Below are 14,342 nucleotides of genomic sequence, written 5' to 3' on the forward strand. Positions count from 1 at the left end.
GACCACCCCGCAGGAAAGCTGTACCTGGCGGCCCAGCCAAGTGCACAGTCCACTTCGTCGGGCTGACGCGTACAGATATCCGACGGGGTGAAGTGGATCAGTCGGTGCGGCGAGACCCTTGCGCCGCGGCCTCGAACCCCGCGCACAGGAATTCGATGCCCGCGTCGAGCCGGTTGCGCGGGTCGAGCAGCCGTGCGGCGTCGGGGCTGGTGGCGAGTCCGGAGAGATGAGGTAGCGCGGGATCGGTGTTGCCGCGGGCCAGCTCGGCCAGACCGTCGGGCGGCGCGCTCGGATTGTCCGGCCGCAACAGCGCGTCGCTGACCATGACCAGCGCCACGCCGTGGACAAAGCTCCAGACGGTCAGCGCCATCTCGATGGACCGCTCGACGTCGACGCCGAGATCGGTGAATCCGGCCGCAAGCCAGTCCAGACAGACCAGCGATTCTTCACCGAAACTGTGCCGGGGCGACGAATACGCCAGCACCACCCACGGGTGGCGCCGATAGAGCTGCCAGTCGACGTCGACGGCGATCTGCACCCGCTCTCGCCACGTCCACGGACCCGCTTGGTCGACCGGATACGGGAAGCGTCGGCCGATCTCCTCCGACATCTCCTGCAGCAGCGCGTCCTTGTCGGCGACGTGGCGGTACAGCGACATCGCGCCGACTCCGAGCACATCGGCGATACGCCGCATCGACAAGCCACCGAGCCCGTCGGAATCGGCGACGTCGATGGCGGCGTCGACGATCGTCGGCAGCGTCAGTTTCGCATTGTCGGCCTCGGGCACACGGCACCTTTCTGTGGGACCACAGGGCGGTGACCTGGGTCATCACCGGAATAAATTGGTTGCGTACAGCGTACTCACCTGGGTACCGTACGAGCGTACGGCGTACGCAGATGCGTCCGCCGAGACGCATCACGACCCAGGAGATCACACCATGTCCACCCAGCTCGATCCGACGACCCAGCGACCTGCCGAACCCGCGGCCGCTGACCGTCGTACCTGGTGGGGACTGGCCGTGCTGACCCTGCCGGTGTTGCTGGTGTCGATGGACTTCTCCGTCCTCTATCTGGCGATGCCGGCGATCACCGACGCACTCGAACCCGGCGCCACACAGCAATTGTGGATTCTCGACATCTACGGATTCCTCATCGCCGGCCTCCTCATCACCATGGGCAACGTCGGCGACCGCATCGGACGTCGTCGCGTACTCCTCGCCGGCGCCGCGCTGTTCGGCGTCGCATCGGTGATCGCCGCCTTCGCACCCAGCGCCGCGGTCCTCATCGCCGCTCGCGCGCTGATGGGCGTCGGCGGTGCGACGCTGATGCCGTCGAGCTTGTCGCTGATCGCCAACATGTTCCCCGACGCCCGACAGCGCGGACGGGCCATCGGCGTCTGGACGGCCGCCTTCGCGGGCGGTAGCGCCCTCGGACCCGTGCTGGGAGGCGTTCTGCTGCACCACTTCTGGTGGGGCGTGGTCTTCCTGATCAACGTGCCGGTGCTGGCCGTCCTCTTCATCCTCGGGCCGCGCCTGATTCCCGAGTATCGCGCTCGCACCTCCGACCCCTTCGACTTCGTCGGCGTCGGACTGTCGATGCTGGGCATCCTGCCGCTGGTGTACGCCGTCAAGACGATGGCCGCCGAGGGTGTCGCCACCGGCCCGGTCGTCATCGGTGTGATCGGCCTGGCGATGCTCGTGGTGTTCATCGTGCACCAGCGCAACACCCGCGCCCCGCTGCTCGACGTCCGACTGTTCGGCAACGCCCAGTTCAGCGCCGCCGTCGTCGTAGCCCTCGTGGGCATGATGGCGCTCGGCGGGATGGCGTATCTCACCAGCGTGTACCTGCAGTCGGTGATGGGGCACGACGTCTTGTCCGCAGCGCTCGCCGGACTTCCAATGGCTGTCGCGGTGGCGGTGTTCTCCCTCGGTGCGACGCGCGCCGCCGACGCCATCGGCACGCGTGCGGCCTTCGTCGGCTCCGTCGCGCTGGCCGCGGCCGGCAACCTGGGGCTGCTCCTGCTCACCACGTCGAGCCCGATCTGGATCTACCTGGTCTTCACCTCCATCGCCGGAATCGGCTACGGCATCCAGTTCAGCCTGGTGTCCGACGTGGTGGTCGGGTCGGTTCCGGTCGAGCGGTCGGGCGCGGCGTCGGGCATCTCCGAGACCAGTTTCGAACTCGGCACGGCGCTCGGGCTGGCACTGCTCGGGTCGCTGGCGACGCTGGTGTTCCGGGAGAGCTCCGGGGGCTGGGACTTCGGTGACACGCTCGGCGAGACCCTGCATCGCGCTCTCGACATGGGCGACGGCGGAACGGCTTTGGCCGACGCGGCACGTCAGGCATACGTCGACGGGATGCACGCCGCGTCACTCGCCGCAGTGATCGCGCTGACCGTCCTCGGTGTGGTGCTGACCTTCGTCATGCGCACGCCGCGGAAGAACACCCACTAGTCTCGGCCGCGTGCACGAACTCATCGAGAGTCGCTGGAGTCCGCGCGGCTACGACGACACCGCCACCGTCTCGGCGTCTGAGATCACCGAGATCCTCGACGCCGGACGGTGGGCGCCGACGTGGGGCCGAATCCAGCCGCTCAGGTTCGTCGTCGGGCTACGGGGCGACGACACGTTCACGCGGCTGACCGGCACCCTGAATCGCGGCAACATCGGGTGGGCGCCTCGCGCGTCCGCGTTCATCCTGCTGTGCACCACCAACGATCCCGACGACGCGAAGGCGCACACCTACGGCGCGGTCGACCTGGGCCTCGCGTTGTCGCAGATGCTGGTCCAGGCACGGGCGCTGGGGTTGCACGGGCATCCGATGGCCGGATTCGACGCCGCCGCCGCATCCGAACGGTTCGACATCCCGCATGACAAGCGCCCGCTCGTGGTGCTGGCCGTCGGTCGGCTGGCCGACGACCCCGACACTCTTCCACCCGAGATCCGCGAACGTGACGCGTGGCCGCGCGAACGACTGCCGTTGTCCGAGGTGGCGTTCGGCACCACATGGGGTGAACCCTTCGACTCCTGAGACCGTTGCGCACGGATGGGCGCCGGAACCGCATTTGATCGTCGCGGGTGGCAAAGAGTATGGTGACGCACATGCAGCGTGCACTCCTTCTCGGTTGCCGCGGCGGGGTCTGAATCGACCGGCCCTCCGTCGCGGGGCCTTTTCACGCGCCGGTCACTTTCCACTTTCATCCGGAGACTGACCATCATGGCTGCAGCAGATACCTTCACTTCCGGCGCAAGCCGCATCATCGAACCCGCGGGACCCATCCCCGAGGGGCAACCCGCCTGGAACACCCAGCGCGGTTCCGCGATGCCCGTGCATCGCTACCGGCAGTTCGCCGACGAGGTCGAGACGATCGCCATCCCCGACCGCACCTGGCCCGACAACGTCATCACCAAGGCCCCGATGTGGGGTGCGGTCGACCTGCGTGACGGCAACCAGGCGCTGATCGACCCGATGAGCCCGGCGCGCAAGCGCCGCATGTTCGACCTGCTGGTGCGGATGGGCTACAAGGAGATCGAGGTCGGCTTCCCCTCGGCAAGCCAGACCGACTACGACTTCGTCCGCGAGATCATCGAGGACGGCGCCATCCCCGACGACGTCACCATCCAGGTCCTGACCCAGTGCCGCGACGAACTGATCGAGCGCACCTTCGACGCGTGCCGCGGGGCCAACAAGGTGATCGTGCACTTCTACAACTCCACGTCGGTGCTCCAGCGTCGCGTGGTGTTCCGCGCCGACAAGGACGCCATCACCAAGATCGCCACCGACGCGGCACACAAGGTGCTGGCCGAACAGGCGAAGTACCCCGACACCAACTGGCGGTACGAGTATTCACCGGAGTCCTACACGGGCACCGAGTTGAGTTACGCCAAGCATGTGTGCGATGCGGTCACCGCGATCATCGCTCCCACCCCGGAGAACCCGATGATCATCAACCTGCCCGCCACTGTCGAGATGGCCACCCCCAACATCTATGCCGACTCGATCGAGTGGATGCACCGCAACCTGGAGCGTCGCGACTCGATCATCCTGAGTCTGCACCCGCACAACGATCGCGGAACCGCGGTCGCCGCAGCCGAACTCGGCTTCCAGGCGGGCGCCGACCGCATCGAGGGCTGCCTGTTCGGCAATGGAGAGCGCACCGGAAACGTCTGCCTGGTGACCCTGGGCATGAACCTGTTCAGCCGGGGTGTCGACCCGCAGATCTCTTTCTCCGACATCGACGAGATCCGTCGCACGGTGGAGTACTGCAACCAGCTGAACGTCCCCGAACGCCACCCCTACGGCGGTGACCTGGTCTACACGGCCTTCTCCGGCAGCCACCAGGACGCGATCAACAAGGGTCTCGACCAGATGAAGATCGACGCCGACGACGCCGACTCGGACGTCGACGACATCCTGTGGCAGGTGCCTTACCTGCCCATCGACCCCAAGGACGTCGGCCGTAGCTACGAAGCCGTGATCCGCGTGAACAGCCAGTCCGGCAAGGGCGGCGTCGCCTACATCATGAAGGCCGACCACGGCATGAACCTGCCACGCCGTCTGCAGATCGAGTTCAGCCGGGAGATCCAGAAGATCACCGACGGCGAGGGTGGCGAGGTCAATCCCAAGGAGATGTGGGATGTCTTCGCGGAGAACTACCTTCAGCCGATCTGGCCGCTCGAGCGGATGCGCCAGCGGGTCGACGCGGCCGAGGTCGACGGCGGCGACGACAACATCACCGCGATCGTGAAGGTCGAAGGCAACGAACGCGAGATCGCCGGCACCGGCAACGGCCCGCTCGCCGCGTTCGTCGACGCGCTCTCGACCGTCGGCTACGAGGTCCGCGTGCTCGACTACAGCGAGCACGCGCTGACCGCCGGCGGAGACGCGAGCGCAGCAGCGTACGTCGAGGCCGAGGTCAACGGTGAGACGGTGTGGGGTGTCGGCGTCGCGTCGTCGATCACCACCGCCAGCCTGCGCGCCGTGGTCTCCGCGGTGAACCGCGCCTACCGGGTGAGCGCACCGGTGGAGGCCGACAGCGGCGCCGCGCCGCGCACCTGGGCACCGTAAGGCCCTGTAAGACAACACCTTCGATGCCACCTTCGCGGTGGCTCCCAAGACCCACGGTGCGCGGGTGACCCCTGCCTGCACCGTGTCGGGTTGGGCCGGACATGGCACCGAGACGAGCGATCCCCGTCCGCCGTGTCCGGCCCATCACCCTCGAGTCGCGCCTGCAAGGATGAGCCGAGCGACGCACCTTGGTCGCCGAATTGTCTTGTCTCACCAGGCCCTTCGAGGCTCTCGGCTAGCGCCTCGAGCACCTCAGGGAGCGGAGGTTGGCTCCGTTTCCGCGGATCCATGGGCAGAGCGCGGATCTCTTGACTACGACCGATTCCCGAGTCGCCCTCGGAAGCTGTCGCGCTCGTCGTACGGATCGCCGACGACGCGCAGGCGCGGCGATGTCGATCCGATCGACCCGCCGACAACGTTCTTGATCTTCTCCCCGATCGTCGAAAAGTCATATGCCGCAGTCGACATCGGGTACATGTCGGCGATCAGCGCCAGCCAGTGATAGATCTGCTTCAGATCGCTCTCGCTCAGCGGTCCGTGCATCCAATCATCACTGTTCCAGGTTTCGCGGTCGTCCCAGTTCTGCCACGGATAGTCCCAGTCGGTCGGCGGTGACACCGAGAACAGGCCGCGCACGATGACGTCGTTCCGATCGGTACCGGCCTCGACCCGCCAGCGGTCGACCAGCCGCGTGTAGGCCGCATATTCTGTTGCCGCCCAGCTGTTGTCACGCACTGTCCGCCAGCCGGCCCACCTCAGGGTGCGGGCAATCTTGGCGTCGATCGGCTGACACGGATGGTGCGGGGCGCCGGCACCCGCGAAGTAGAGGTACCAGGTGAATCCGGTGGGGCCGAGCCGCGCGATGACATTGCCGATGCGCTCAGGTTTGAGCAATGCGTACGCCTCGGCAGGATCGGTCCGACTCGTCGTCGCGGTGCGCATGAGGAGGGCACCGAGGTGGTCGCGATCTGCAGCGACCGCGGCGATGCGGCGCTTGGCGTCGGTCATCTTCTGGCCCTGGCAGAACGCCACGGTGTGCCAGAGCAGCGAGATGGCCGCGTCCGGGCTGCTGACGGCGTCCTCGCCCATGCGGAACAGGTCACGGCGAGAGATCCGATCGGCAGTCAGTTCAGGCAAACCGTGAGCAGACAGTTCTGCGTTCCACTGTGTCCGATTGACGTGCACGGTATCGGTGAAGATCTCGGTGGTCCGGTCTCCGGCAGCGAGCCACTCGGACACCAGGGCGGGGAGCTTGAGATTGTTGTCGGTCATGTTCACTTGGACGCACCTCGGCCCGATCCGGTTCCGTCCGCCTGCCGGGACATCTCGCGAATTCCGCCTAGGGGACCCCGCGGATCGCCTAGCGTGATCGACGTCTGGACCCTCGTCCGGGCGTTGATCCACGTCAGGAGCGAACTCACCCATGTCCGAAGTCATCGTCGTCGCGACCATCTCTCCCAAGCCCGGTGAAGAGGACAAGGTTCGGGCAGCCATCCTCGCGGCGATCCCGAAGGTCCACGACGAACCGGGTTGCGAGAAGTACGCGCTGCACGAGGCGACGGGCGATTCGACCGATCTGGTGATGATCGAGCGCTGGCAATCGATCGAGGCGCTCGGCACGCACGGTGGTGCGCCGGCGCTCACCGAACTCGGCGCGGCGATCGGCGACCTCCTCGCCGGCCCGCTCGACGTCAAGACCTTCACCGCCGTCCCGGCCGGGGATGCCGGCAAGGGCGCGATCTGACCACACGGGTTGTCGATTTTCGACCCAGGTGTTGTCTCCGCGCTTGAGTACGTGCTAGACCAGTAGAACGAGCGTTAGATCGGTACCGGGATTCCGGCCGATTCCGCTGTAGTCAGGCGATTCATCGTTCTTCTGAGAGGACCTGCTCATGCCCGAAGCCGTCATCGTCGACGTCGCCCGCCTCGCCTCCGGAAAGGGCAAGCCCGGCGGCGCCCTGTCGGAGACCAAGCCCGTCGAACTGCTCGCCCACGTCCTCAAGAACATCGTCGAACGCAACGACCTCGACCCCGCCCTCGTCGACGACGTGATCGGCGGATGCGTCGGGCAGGCCGGTGAGCAGGCCCTGAACATCTCCCGCACCGCCCTGCTCTCGGCCGGATTCCCGGAGTCGGTGCCGGCCACCACGGTCGACCGGCAGTGCGGCTCCAGCCAGCAGGCCGCCCATTTCGCCGCTCAGGGCGTGATCGCCGGCGCGTACGACGTGGTGATCGCAGCCGGTGTCGAATCGATGAGCCGGGTGCCGATGGGCTTCTCCGTCGCAGGCCAGAAACCGCACGGCCCGAGTATCGCCGCACGCTACCCCGACGGCCTGGTTGGCCAGGGCATCTCCGCAGAGCTGGTGGCGGCGAAGTGGAAGCTCGACCGCGAGGCACTCGACACCTTCGCCGCCGAGTCACACAAGCGTGCCGCACAGGCCACAGCCGACGGATTCTTCGACCGTGAGATCCTGCCGATCGACGTCGTCGATGCCGACGGGAACACCGCCACCCACCGCGTCGACGAGACGATCCGCGCTTCCACGACCGCCGAAGGACTCGGCGGCCTGAAGTCGTCGTTCTACTCGGAGGCCTACGCCCAGCGCTTCCCCGAGATCAACTGGCACATCACGCCGGGCAACTCATCGCCGCTGACCGACGGCGCGTCGGCCGCGCTGATCATGAGCGACACCATGGCGTCCAAGCTGGGCCTCACGCCCCGCGCTCGGTTCCACACGTTCGCCCTCGCCGGCGACGACCCGGTCTTCATGCTCACCGCGCCGATCCCGGCCACCCACAAGCTTCTCGACCGGGCCGGACTCACGATCGACGACATCGACGCCTACGAGGTCAACGAGGCCTTCGCGCCGGTGCCGATGGCCTGGGCGCACGAGTTCGGCGCCGACCCGGCCAAGCTCAACCCGCGCGGCGGCGCCATCGCGCTCGGACATGCTCTCGGCTCGTCGGGCACCCGGCTCCTCGCAACGCTCGTCAATCACCTCGAGGACACCGGCGGACGGTACGGCCTGCAGACCATGTGCGAGGGCGCGGGCATGGCCAACGCCACCATCATCGAACGTGTCTGACACCATCACCGCACAGACGTCACCGGCCGCCGGGCTCCCGCCCGGTGGCTGGCGCAGCACCGAACCCACTGCCCTGTCGCCGATCCTGGCCGCCGCCAAGAGCGCGTTCCACGAGCGCGGCTTCCACGGCACCTCGACCCGCGACATCGCTGCCCGCGCAGGCGTTTCCCTGCCGACGCTGTACTACCACCACGAGAGCAAGCAGGGCATGCTGGTCGCAGTGCTGCAGGCCGCGATGGACGCGGTGTTGAGCCGGGTCCGTGCAGCCATCGCCGAGGCAGACACACCCGCCGGGCAACTCTCGAATGCGATCGAGGCCATCGTGCTGCATATGACAGCCGATCTCGAACTGGCCAGCACCGCAGGCGAATTCCGATACGTCGAACACGATCACCCGCAGCGCGCGGAGTATGTGGCGCTTCGGACCGAGATGGAGGACCTCGTGGAAGGCATCCTCCAACGCGGTTTGGACGCAGGCGACTTCCACATCGACGGCGACATCAAGGAAACCCTGCGCTATCTGCTCGGCGCCTGCCAGGCCGTCTCGATCTGGTATCGGCCAGGGGGCGCCCGTACCCCGACTCAGGTGGCCCAGTCCTACGCGGCCACCTCCATGCGCGCCGTCGGCGCCCAACCGAACACATCCGTTGTCCTAGCACCTATCTGAGGAGTTGAATCACATTGAAGCGCACCATCTTCAACGAAGACCACGAGGCACTGCGGGCAACCGCACGGGAGTTCCTCGCTCGTGAATGCGCACCCCACAGCGACGAGTGGGAGGCCAACGGCCAGGTCGATCGCGAGATCTACAAGAAGGCCGGCGACGCCGGACTGCTCGGCTTCAACATCCCCGAGGAGTTCGGTGGCGGCGGCAGCGAGGACTTCCGATTCAACGCGGTCGTCGTCGAAGAATTCGCCAAGTTCGACGGAGCCGCGCCGGGCCTGAGCCTGCAGAACGACGTTCTCGCCCCCTACTTCCTGCACCTTGCGAACGAGGAGCAGCGCAAGCGTTGGATGCCCGGAATTGCCACCGGTGAAACCATTCTCGCGGTCGCCATGACCGAGCCGGGAGCCGGATCGGACCTCGCCGGCATCAAGACGTCGGCCAAGAAGGACGGCGACGACTACATCGTCAACGGCGCCAAGACCTTCATCTCGGCGGGCATCAACTCCGACCTCGTGGTGGTCGTCTGCCGCACCAACCCCGATCCGGGCGCCGGACACAAGGCGTTCTCGCTGCTCGTCGTCGAACGTGGCATGGAGGGCTTCGAGCGCGGCCGCAAGCTCGACAAGATGGGCCTGAAGTCGGCCGACACCGCCGAGCTGAACTTCAACAACGTGCGTGTACCCAAGGAGAACCTCCTCGGTGAGGAGAACAAGGGCTTCTACCACCTGATGCAGAACCTGCCGTCGGAGCGCCTTTCCATCGCCATCGGCGCCATCGCCGGCGCCCGCGCGATCTTCGACGAGACGCTGCAATACGTCAAGGACCGCAAGGCATTCGGCAAGCCCATCGGAACCTTCCAGCACAACCGGTTCGTGATGGCCGAGCTCGCCACCGAGCTCGACCTCGCCGAGGTCTACATCGACCGCTGCCTGCAGGCCGTCCTCGACGGCGATCTGTCGGCCGTCGATGCGTCCAAGGCCAAGTGGTGGTGCACCGAACTCGGCAAGCGCGTCATCGACGCCTGTGTGCAGTTGCACGGCGGCTACGGCTACATGAACGAGTACCGAGTGGCCCGCGCCTACAAGGACTCTCGCATCCAGACGATCTTCGGCGGCACCACCGAGATCATGAAGGACATCATCGGTCGGGATCTGGGCCTGTAACGCCCGGTCGACGGGTCGGGGGCGCTACTTCGCGAGGTCACTGGCTTCGCGGAGTAGGCCCACGACGCTTCCGACAGCACTGCGGCCACCCGGACGGGTCAGCGCCTCGTACACCCTCGCGGCCCGAACACCCTTCAGCTCAAGCCTTCTCACCCCGGGATGACGCACGGCATAGCGTGGCATGAGGGCGATCCCATGACCGCCCGCAACCAATGCCTCGATGGTGGTGAAATCCAGCATTCGCTGCGTCACCCGTGGAGCCACTCCGGTGATCGCGGAGATCGACAAAAGCACATCGTCGACCGGGAAGCCACCCTCGACGGAGATCCAGTCGAAATCGGCCAGCTCCGACACCGATACCGAATCACGCAGAGCCAGTTCCGATGCCCCGGAGGCAATCACGTCAACAGGCTCGCGCATCAGTTCTGTCACCACCACCCGCGGCAACCTGACCGACGCGGTTCGCTCGTCGCGGTGGGTGACGACCACGTCATGGTCGGCGAGCGCCGGTGGCGCCTCGGGATAGCCCACGTCGAGGTGCGACGCGTCGATGTCGATGCCGGCCGCGGCCGCACCGTCGAGCACTGTGGGCAGCAGCAGCGTCGATCCGGACGGGAACATCGCGAGCCGGACGAGCGCATTGCCACCGCGATAGGACGCCATCTCCTCTTGTGCGCGCTCGATCACGGCGATCACCTCATCGGCACGCAGAACCAGCGCCCGTCCGGCCGGGGTCAGACGAATACGCCGACCGTCCTGCTCGACGAGTTCGACGCCCGCCTCGCGTGCCAGGACCTTCAGTTGCTGCGACACCGCCGACGGCGTGAGATGCATGGCGTCGGCCACCGCGCCCACCGAACCGCGGTCGGCGAACTCGCGCAGGATGCGCAACCTCTTGATGTCCATGAAGAAAGGCTACGTCAACCACCGAAGACCGTTCGATGATGCTTAACCGCGGATCCGAGTCGTTCGGTTGCGCGCAGCACCCCGTTCACCCGATCGGGATGAGGACATCGGACCCGGCTACCTCGACACTTGGGTACACACAACCGCCGAGGAGGTTCGATGCCCGATTCGACCGAACTCGGACCTGTGGATTACGTTGTCTATGAATTCCCGGACAGTACAACATCTTTCGGCAACGCCATGACAATCGAGCTCGCCGCGCTCGTACGGGACGGCACCATTAGGATTCTCGACCTCCTGGTGTTCTCGCGCCGCGACACCGGCGAGATCGACGTCGTCGAGGTCGAAGAACTCGTCGACAGCGGACTCACGGTCCTCGATGGCACAACTGCCGAACTCCTCGCCTGGGAGGATGTGGAGAACCTGGCGTCGTCCATCTCGCCCGGACGTTCGGCCGCCGTCATCGTGTGGGAATACCTGTCGACCGCATCCTTCACCAGGGCGGCACGTGCAAGCGGCGCGCAGCTGGTGGCGCGCGGCCGTATTCCCGGTCGGGCGATTGTGTCGGCCCTCGCCTCAGAGTAGATTTCGCTCGCGGGCACGCTCGACGGCGGCGCGGCGGGTGGAGACCCCGAGCTTGCGGTAGATCGATTGCTGGTGCGTCTTCACGGTGTTCACCGAAACAAACAGATCTGCCGCGATCTCGGCGGCCTTGTACATCGTCGGAAGATAGCGGAGAACGGCCAGTTCTCGTTCGGTGAGGTGATTGTCGGCCGACTCGTCGTCCTCGATCGGACGGCGGGGACCGTCGGCCAATTGCTCCAAGACATGCTCGACAAAGCGTTGATTTCGTTCTCCGACAACGTGATATCGCTCAAGCAGCTTCGGAACCGAGGGGCCGCCGACGATGAATGGTCGCACCGCACCCACCGGTTCCGCCAGCGCGATGGCCTCGCCGATCCGTACGAGCGCATCGGAGTCGCGACGCAGCATATGAGCCGCAACGGCTCCGAGCACCGCGGCCTTGGCAGCGATCACCCGGTACGGAGCAAACCGTGCGGCGTTGCCGAGCACACGAAAGACTTCCTCCGGGTGGCCCGTCCGTAAGTAGAACTGCGCCAGCAGCGTACGTTCCAGGGCGGCGGCGTAGTCATCACCCTCGGGCGGTTCGACGAGCACCGAATCGGTCGCCGCGCCTTCCATCAGGTCGACGTCGGTCATGGCAACATGCGACCACCGTCGCAACAGGTCAGGCAGGGCGCCCGCCGCGGCACACACTGCGGTCAGCCGCACTCGCGCCTCTCGCGCCGCGAACACATCGCCGCGGACGACGGCGATCCGGACCGCGGCGATCTCGAGCAAGACTCGCGCCCCCGCATCGGATTGCGTCCTGCTGCCCCGACATCCGCGCTCCACGGCGGCCTCGGCGAGTTTCAGTTCGTTGCGCTCGAGGTGCATCAGCGCCGCCGCGGCGTACAGCGCGGTGACCTGCGGCTCCCGACTCCAGCCTCGACGGTCCACCGTGGCGAGGACCTCACCCACCTGCCGGCCAACCGCCGGAAGCGCACCGTGGATGACGTCGATGATGGTGAGGTAGGCCGAAGCGGCGATCGCCATCAGGGAAATGCCTGCGCCCGCAGCGCGATCCCGACACACGGCCAGAATCTGGCTCGCGGCTTCCAGGTCACCGCGATGCATCAGCCCGATGCCGCGGGCGTTCTCGGCGATGAGCAGGAGCCCGGCCGCACTCGGCAGCTCCGAACTCGGGACGCTCCGCACGATCGTCGCGACCGCCGCACCGCGGTCGACAAGTTCGGCGAGACGGCTGATTCGCGCGTGGACCATCTCACACAGCGCGATGATGAGTCGCGCGGGAAGGCCTTCGTCGGCGAATTCCTTTGCAGCCATTGCATTCTGATGCATCGCTGCGAAGTCGCCACGTTGAAACTCGGCGACAGCGGCGATCAGGAGAGTGGCCACGGTGGGGCCGCGCGAATTCTGCACCGTGGCCGGACTCATCGCGGCGACGAGAGCGGGTGCGTGCGGTGAGAGGATCAACGGAACCGCCACGGTCGCCAGGACCGTCAGCATCTGATCCCAGTCGGCCGCCAGCCCGAGATGCCGCAGACCTTCGATCGGGTCCCCCGCACCGACAAACCAGGCTGCCGCCTTTCGGTGCAAAGGAGCCGCGATGTCAGGGTTTTCGGCGTCGAGCCGGGAACGCAGCAGCTCACGCAGCAACGGATGGTAGCTATACCAGCCCTCCCGATCGGTCAGCTGCACCGTCAACGCGTTGATCGCCACCAGCCCATCGAGCACGGTTCCACTGTCGGCTCGGCCGGTCAGCGCCCGCGCCAGGTTTGCGTTGATAGGGTCGGCAATACTGGTGGCCAGCAAGAACTTACGATCGCTCGGCGCGATGTGATCGAGCACCTCTTCGAGCAGGTAGGCGGCGACGAGCCGCTGTTTGCCGCCGAACCTGCGCAGACCTTCGTGCAGGTCGCCGCGGTCGGCAGAGAGCAGCAGAAGCCGGAGGCCTGCGGGCCAGCCGGCCGTCTTCTCGACGATGACGTCGATGTCGGCGGACGACACGTCGGCACCCGCTCGACGGCAGAACTCCTCGACCTCGGGCCTGGTGAAGGCGAGTTCGTCGGCGCCGATCTCGACCAGGTCACCGGCGATCTGGCGGCGCCGCAGACGCAGTGGCGGCTCGGTCCTGGTGATCAGCACCAGGCGCAGCGTCGACGGCCGGCGATCGAGGAGTTCGCTGATGGAGGCGATCACCTCCGGATCGGAGATCGTGTGAAAGTCATCGACCACGAGGACCGTGTCCGCCCTCAACTCGCACAGTGCGTCGAGGATCCGTTCGAGCTCGGCCGAACCGAACTCGACGCCCGGTGTGAGGTCGGCAAGTGCCGCGTTGCCGGAGTCACCGTCGGCGTCGGTGATCGCCGCGACCACGCCAAGCCAGAACGATCGCAGGCCACTTGCGCCACCTGCCACCAGCCAGGCGATGTGCTGGTCGGTCTTCGACGCCCATGCGGCCACTGCAAGGGTCTTGCCGTAGCCGGCTCCCGCGCAGACCACGGTCAGAGGATGGCGCACGCCTCGGTTCAGCGCGTCGGCAACGCGCGGACGGCGCACGAAACCGGGCGGCACGGCCGGGCGTCCACCGCCCGGCACCACCTGCAGAGCCGGCTGGCCCATCGCGCACCTCAGTTCCCCGGATCTTCACGACACGCTGCAGTAACGCGTCCGTACTCGAAGGAATCGTAGACGGTCGGTCATACGAACCGGGTGACGCATGGACAGAACATTGTCGGTGACGATGTGGTCGGTCGGCGTCGACCGTGGTGCTCGGAGAGTGTGGAGGTGGAGATGATCCGACCTGGCCGCCTGCAACGAGGTGCCGTCATCGGGCATCCCGTGGTGCGAGCAACGCCCGATGACAAC

At 66.5% G+C, this 14,342-nt stretch carries 12 protein-coding genes; 8 read left to right on the plus strand and 4 right to left on the minus strand.

Going from position 1 to position 14,342, the window contains the following annotated elements; all coding sequences use genetic code 11:
- Positions 1 to 97 precede the first annotated feature (97 nt).
- Positions 98 to 787 (minus strand): TetR/AcrR family transcriptional regulator, encoded by a 690-nt coding sequence (locus tag ACWDTF_RS08990; RefSeq protein WP_355278217.1) that lies wholly within the window; start codon positions 785 to 787, stop codon positions 98 to 100.
- Positions 788 to 938: 151 nt separating this feature from the next.
- On the opposite strand from ACWDTF_RS08990, the gene ACWDTF_RS08995 reads away from it, so the two are divergent.
- The 3 genes from ACWDTF_RS08995 (at position 939) to leuA (ending at position 5,067) form a co-directional block, all read left to right on the plus strand.
- A complete protein-coding gene (locus tag ACWDTF_RS08995; protein WP_240856246.1) occupies positions 939 to 2,453 on the plus strand; it encodes an MFS transporter in 1,515 nt (504 codons plus the stop codon).
- A 10-nt stretch (positions 2,454 to 2,463) separates the two neighbouring features.
- The gene (locus tag ACWDTF_RS09000; RefSeq protein ID WP_240856247.1) at positions 2,464 to 3,030 is read left to right on the plus strand and encodes a nitroreductase family protein; all 567 of its coding nucleotides are present in this window, start codon (positions 2,464 to 2,466) and stop codon (positions 3,028 to 3,030) included.
- 186 nt (positions 3,031 to 3,216) lie between these two features.
- On the plus strand, positions 3,217 to 5,067 hold the full coding sequence (gene leuA / locus ACWDTF_RS09005) for a 2-isopropylmalate synthase (protein ID WP_433257561.1): 1,851 nt from the start codon (positions 3,217 to 3,219) through the stop codon (positions 5,065 to 5,067).
- A 312-nt stretch (positions 5,068 to 5,379) separates the two neighbouring features.
- Here the strand turns inward: leuA and ACWDTF_RS09010 are convergent, their stop codons facing one another.
- Positions 5,380 to 6,339 carry an 8-oxoguanine DNA glycosylase OGG fold protein gene (locus ACWDTF_RS09010; protein ID WP_449754302.1) on the minus strand — a complete coding sequence of 320 codons (960 nt, stop codon included), beginning with the start codon at positions 6,337 to 6,339 and terminating at the stop codon, positions 5,380 to 5,382.
- 151 nt (positions 6,340 to 6,490) lie between these two features.
- Between ACWDTF_RS09010 and ACWDTF_RS09015 the strand changes: the two genes are divergently transcribed.
- The 4 genes from ACWDTF_RS09015 (at position 6,491) to ACWDTF_RS09030 (ending at position 9,983) form a co-directional block, all read left to right on the plus strand.
- A complete protein-coding gene (locus ACWDTF_RS09015) occupies positions 6,491 to 6,811 on the plus strand; it encodes a putative quinol monooxygenase (RefSeq protein WP_240856251.1) in 321 nt (106 codons plus the stop codon).
- Positions 6,812 to 6,959: 148 nt separating this feature from the next.
- Positions 6,960 to 8,153, plus strand: coding sequence for a thiolase family protein (locus ACWDTF_RS09020; RefSeq protein WP_240856252.1), 1,194 nt, complete (start codon positions 6,960 to 6,962; stop codon positions 8,151 to 8,153).
- A complete protein-coding gene (locus ACWDTF_RS09025) occupies positions 8,146 to 8,820 on the plus strand; it encodes a TetR/AcrR family transcriptional regulator (RefSeq protein ID WP_374246103.1) in 675 nt (224 codons plus the stop codon). The genes ACWDTF_RS09020 and ACWDTF_RS09025 overlap by 8 nt, the downstream gene beginning before the upstream one ends.
- A gap of 14 nt (positions 8,821 to 8,834) precedes the next feature.
- Positions 8,835 to 9,983 carry an acyl-CoA dehydrogenase family protein gene (locus tag ACWDTF_RS09030; RefSeq protein WP_449754303.1) on the plus strand — a complete coding sequence of 383 codons (1,149 nt, stop codon included), beginning with the start codon at positions 8,835 to 8,837 and terminating at the stop codon, positions 9,981 to 9,983.
- Positions 9,984 to 10,007: 24 nt separating this feature from the next.
- On the opposite strand, the gene ACWDTF_RS09035 is transcribed toward ACWDTF_RS09030, so the two are convergent.
- The gene (locus ACWDTF_RS09035) at positions 10,008 to 10,889 is read right to left on the minus strand and encodes a LysR family transcriptional regulator (protein WP_240856254.1); all 882 of its coding nucleotides are present in this window, start codon (positions 10,887 to 10,889) and stop codon (positions 10,008 to 10,010) included.
- Positions 10,890 to 11,048: 159 nt separating this feature from the next.
- On the opposite strand from ACWDTF_RS09035, the gene ACWDTF_RS09040 reads away from it, so the two are divergent.
- Positions 11,049 to 11,474 (plus strand): DUF6325 family protein, encoded by a 426-nt coding sequence (locus ACWDTF_RS09040; RefSeq protein ID WP_355279523.1) that lies wholly within the window; start codon positions 11,049 to 11,051, stop codon positions 11,472 to 11,474.
- On the opposite strand, the gene ACWDTF_RS09045 is transcribed toward ACWDTF_RS09040, so the two are convergent.
- Positions 11,466 to 14,096 carry a LuxR C-terminal-related transcriptional regulator gene (locus tag ACWDTF_RS09045; RefSeq protein WP_449754304.1) on the minus strand — a complete coding sequence of 877 codons (2,631 nt, stop codon included), beginning with the start codon at positions 14,094 to 14,096 and terminating at the stop codon, positions 11,466 to 11,468. The genes ACWDTF_RS09040 and ACWDTF_RS09045 overlap by 9 nt on opposite strands.
- Between the last annotated feature and the right edge of the window lie 246 nt (positions 14,097 to 14,342).

This window comes from Gordonia sp. NPDC003422 (genome assembly GCF_053588675.1).